This is a genomic window from Luteimonas padinae, assembly GCF_014652935.1.
Taxonomy (GTDB): Bacteria; Pseudomonadota; Gammaproteobacteria; order Xanthomonadales; family Xanthomonadaceae; genus Luteimonas; species Luteimonas padinae.
Genome location: NZ_BMZT01000022.1, coordinates 1 through 4370 on the forward strand (window position 1 = coordinate 1; position 4370 = coordinate 4370).

General features: G+C 56.1%; 5 protein-coding genes. All 5 read left to right on the plus strand.

Annotated elements, in window-relative coordinates; genetic code table 11:
* Nucleotides 1–402, plus strand: a 402-nt coding sequence (locus IE168_RS14320; RefSeq protein ID WP_229823621.1) for a hypothetical protein, incomplete at its 5' end; no start/stop codon positions are given.
* Between the two features lie 120 nt (nucleotides 403–522).
* Entirely contained in the window at nucleotides 523–969 is a 447-nt protein-coding gene (locus tag IE168_RS14325) for a hypothetical protein (RefSeq protein ID WP_189499475.1), read from the plus strand.
* A gap of 1132 nt (nucleotides 970–2101) precedes the next feature.
* Nucleotides 2102–2494: a hypothetical protein gene (locus IE168_RS14330; RefSeq protein ID WP_189499477.1), complete on the plus strand. Its 393-nt coding sequence runs from the start codon at nucleotides 2102–2104 to the stop codon at nucleotides 2492–2494.
* Nucleotides 2495–2622: 128 nt separating this feature from the next.
* Nucleotides 2623–3849, plus strand: a complete 1227-nt coding sequence (locus IE168_RS14335; RefSeq protein WP_189499479.1) for a serine hydrolase domain-containing protein — start codon at nucleotides 2623–2625, stop codon at nucleotides 3847–3849.
* Nucleotides 3792–4124, plus strand: a complete 333-nt coding sequence (locus IE168_RS14340; RefSeq protein WP_189499481.1) for a YegP family protein — start codon at nucleotides 3792–3794, stop codon at nucleotides 4122–4124. The genes IE168_RS14335 and IE168_RS14340 overlap by 58 nt, the downstream gene beginning before the upstream one ends.
* Nucleotides 4125–4370: the final 246 nt, after the last annotated feature.

A 4370-nucleotide genomic window follows, 5' to 3' on the forward strand; every position in this document is an offset into this window, starting at 1 on the left:
ACTCACATACACCAAGATCAAGTGATTCAGGTGTTAGGCCTCATTCCCACCATGGACGCAACCGAGTACAAAGCAACCAAAGGCGGTCCCGGCGTCATTCGCAATGACGTCTTAGAGACAATCCTCGGAGTTGTTTCCGCAAACGATCCAACTCTGGCTTCCACCGTACGAGATCAACTTTCGTCGGAACCCATTGAGCTACCGGCTGGACACAATCAGACACCCGGTAGCATTTGGCTTCGACTGGCCTTGGATGACGATCTGGCTGAGGCCGTACTGGACTGCCTGGTTGATTCCGAAATTTCGGCAGTTGGCAGCGATGGCAGCACAAATGCAGCCGCCTCCTACGCAGCAGGCCTGGTAGATGCATGGCAATACTGGATGGAACACAATGAGGCCTAACAGTGCGTTCAAGCCGAACTCGTTTCGCTCCGCCAACAACATGGCAGAAAAAGCTTGCCATGTTCTTGGCTCCGCTGCACGAGTCGGCTTAACTTAGGCGTTAGGCCGCTGGGGAGCTACATGGCCAGTTCGACCAACAAGCTTCTGGTAGTGGGCGCCGCCCTTAGCGGGCTCGCCGCGCTCATGCATCTGGCGTGTCTGGTAGTAGGCGCTCCGCTCTTTCGGCTCTTGGGCGCCGGAGAGCAGATGGCGCAGCTGTACTTGGCCGGCCACTGGTATCCCACCGTCGTTACCCTGGTCATTGCCGGCGTTCTTGCTGCGTGGAGTGCTTACGCCCTGTCCGGAGCCGGCGTGATTCGCAAGCTGCCGTTGCGCCGTACCGCCCTCTGCGCAATCACCGCCATCTACACTGTCCGGGGCGTCGCGTTCGCGCCGGTCATGGCGTACTTCCCGGGAAACAGCATGACGTTCTGGGTCGTAAGCTCTTCAATCTGCCTGCTGATCGGCATCGTCCACCTTGTGGGCCTTCGGCAGTCTTGGGGCAGGCTGTCTGGCGGCGCGGCCTAACAATGCGTTCAAGCCGAAGCCGCTTCGTTACGCAAACCACATGGCAGGTACAGCTTGCCATGTGCCTTGCTCCACTACGCGTCTCGGCTTAACTTAGGTGTTAGGCCTTGTTCCCCGCACTGCCGTTGTCAGGCTCAATGTGACTTGTAGCATCTCGCTCATCCGCGGCGTTTGCATCTCGCACGCGCGGTGACGGCATCTGCAGTCAGCCCTTCAGCACCCCGGCTTCGGACAGGCGCGACTCTCCGCAAGATTCGACCTGCCGGGTCGACTTCGGAAAGGGCGCGGTGACAGTTCTGGGCCGCGCGAGCCGGACCTTCCCGCTGCGAGCTCAACAGGCGCCAGCCCCGAGCTGCTCGGCAAGACTTATTGTATTGTTCGGCTCAGGGGTTGGGGCGTCGCATGGCGGGCACGGGTGCCAGGCAGCGGCGGCCTAACGAGTCGTTCAAGCCGACGCCACATCGGGGCGCAAACCACGCGGCAGATACAGCTTGCCACGTGCTTCACGCCCCGCTGCAGCGCGGCTTAACTCTGGTGTTAGGCCGCTCATCATGCGCTCTCGAACATTTGCAACTGCTCTTCTGGCTCTGCTACTGAGTGCCTGTGGATCATGCGGGTGCAAAGAGGAAGCGTTAGCTCTTGCCAAGGGTTTGTCGCAAGAGAGACTTACGCAGGTTTACCAAGACATGGAGGACCTTGGACTCGGTAGTCCGGATATGAAGTTCCTCGACGGTGCTGACCAATCAGCGGCCTTCTCGGATCTTCGGCCAATGGGCATCGTTCTGGACGGAGGCCGGGGGCGGATACATCTTGCAGGCTGTGGGGACGATAAGGTCACTCTCCTTGTTCAGCCTCGGACAGTGGACGGTGGCAAAGACATTGTGCTGCTACCTGGCGGGACAATGGATCCGGTCGTGCTGTGGCAGTCGCGGTAGCGCGGCCTAACAATGCGTTCAAGCCGACACCGCATCGGGGCGCAAACCACATGGAAAAGAAAGCTTGCCATGTGCTTCACGCCCCGCTGCGGCGCGGCTTAACTTAGGTGTTAGGCGCTAAATGGGGGCGTATCGTGGTGTCAGTGCATCCAGAAGCAACCAGCAGGCTATTCGCCGCGCAATTTCACGAATGCTTGATGGAGTTCTTTGCAACTGACCGTGTAGATCAGTGGGTGCTGCAACTGCAGCACGACAGTGCAGGAACGTCAGAGTTTCAGCTTGACGTGGACAACTTTGCTGCGTTTTGCATGGGACTGAAACAGTGCATAGATGCTGCGCTGAATCCGTTGCTGCAACCGAACGCTGAGATGGCAGTTTGCACGGTGGCATCGGATCTTGTGACACACACACCGAGCAGGGGAGGAATTTCGATCATCTCCAATTGGTCAGGTGATGCGAATGTCCAGTTCAACTTCTATCTCAACCAAGCGGATCGGAAGTTCCGAACTACGTTAACGTACTCGCTAGCAGACGCCATGCGACTCTATGACCTATTCGCCAATGCCTACAACAGCCGCATTCGCGCCTAACAATGCGCTCAAGCCGACGCCACATCGGGGCGCAAACCACATGGCAGGTGCAGCTTGCCATGTGCTTCACGCCCCGCTGCGGCGCGGCTTAGCTTAGGTGTTAGGCGACACCAAATTTCGAGGCGCGCATGAAGAAGTATTTGCTATTTTTTATCTTGGCGCTGGTAGCCGCGTCTTGTAGTTCGGCGCAACGAACTGATGGTGAATCGATTGCCCAAAGCAGAATCAATGATGGCTGGCAGACCTTGACGCCCGAAGCCGCAGGACTGAATGATGAGAAGCTCTCAGAGCTCACAGATTTCATTCATGCGGACCCGCATAGCGACTTTCGCAGCGTTGTCATTGCCAAAGACGGAAAGATAGCCTTTGAAGGCTACTTCAATGGGCATGATCCCGAATCACTTCATGACATTCGTTCCGCTACAAAAAGCATCACCTCCATGATGGTCGGAATTGCCATCGAAGATGGGCTCATCGCTGACGTCAAAGAACCCGTCTTCTCTACGCTATCTGCCTATGCTCCTTTCGCCAACGACGGGCCACGAAAGCAAGCGATCACAGTTGAAAACCTGCTGACCATGGCATCTGGCCTGCATGCCGATGACGACAATTCCGACTCACCCGGGAATGAAGACTTTCTCTGGGAGTCTGACGACTGGGTAAGGTTCTCGCTTGATCTTCCAATGGCAGATGAGCCTGGCAGTAGGTGGTCGTATGCCTCCGTCAACACTTTCCTTCTTGGCGTCCTCGTTGAGGAAGCCTCTATGGAATCCCTGTCGTCACACGCTAAAAAACATTTGTTCGCGCCGCTTGGGATTACGAACTTTGACTGGAGATCAGAGCCATCAGGCCGGACGGTGGCACAAGGAAATTTGGCCATCCGTGCGCGGGACATGTTGAAGCTGGGTCAGCTCTACCTCGATGGAGGACGATGGAATGGGATTCAGGTCGTCCCAGAAACATGGGTACAAACTTCCATCGTTGGCCGATTCGATGTTCCATGGGATGACTATGACGCATATGGGTATGGCTGGTACCTGCACACGCTGAACATTGAAGGGCGCGAGTTCCAGTACTTTTTCGCTTCCGGAAACGGGGGTAACAAAATTTACGTGCTACCAAAGGAACGAATGGTTGTCGCGGTTCAAAGCGCAGCTTACAACACCAACTATGGTCAGCGTCGCTCACTCGAAGTCTTGAGGAAAGTGCTGGCGGCGTTAGTCGCTTCAGGTGTTAGGCGTCTCACACACTTCACCGCAACTCGATTTCCATCACCGCAAGAGACAAGGAGAACGACATGGCAGGTTGGTTCGAACTGGGTAATAGCTCGGATGGGCAGTTCCGCTTCGTTCTGAAGGCTGGCAACGCTGAAACCATACTCACAAGCGAGCTCTATAAGTCGAAGGACTCTGCAGAGAATGGCATTGCATCTGTGCAGTCCAACTCGGCCGACGCTTCCCGGTACGAGAAGAAGGAATCGAGCAACGGAAAGTCCTATTTCACGCTTAAGGCTGCCAATCACCAGGTCATCGGCACCAGCCAAATGTATGCGTCGGCAGCCTCACGCGACGCAGGTATCGCGTCCGTTCAAGCCAACGGACAAACGTCCACCGTCAAGGTCGGCGCCTAACAATTCGTTCAAGCCGAAACTACTTCGTTACACCAACAACATGGCAGGTAAAGCTTGCCATGTTGTTGGCTCCACTACGCAGTTCGGCTTAACTCAGGTGTTAGGCCTCAGGGGGAAGTTTCGTGCGGCGACCGCGTTCAATCATTCTGCTAATCGTCTGGTTCGGGTTCTACCCCGAAATCACGGACGGTTGTAAAAGAGCTGACAGCTTCTGGTCTTGCCTGGCGACCCTGCGCCGCATCCTCG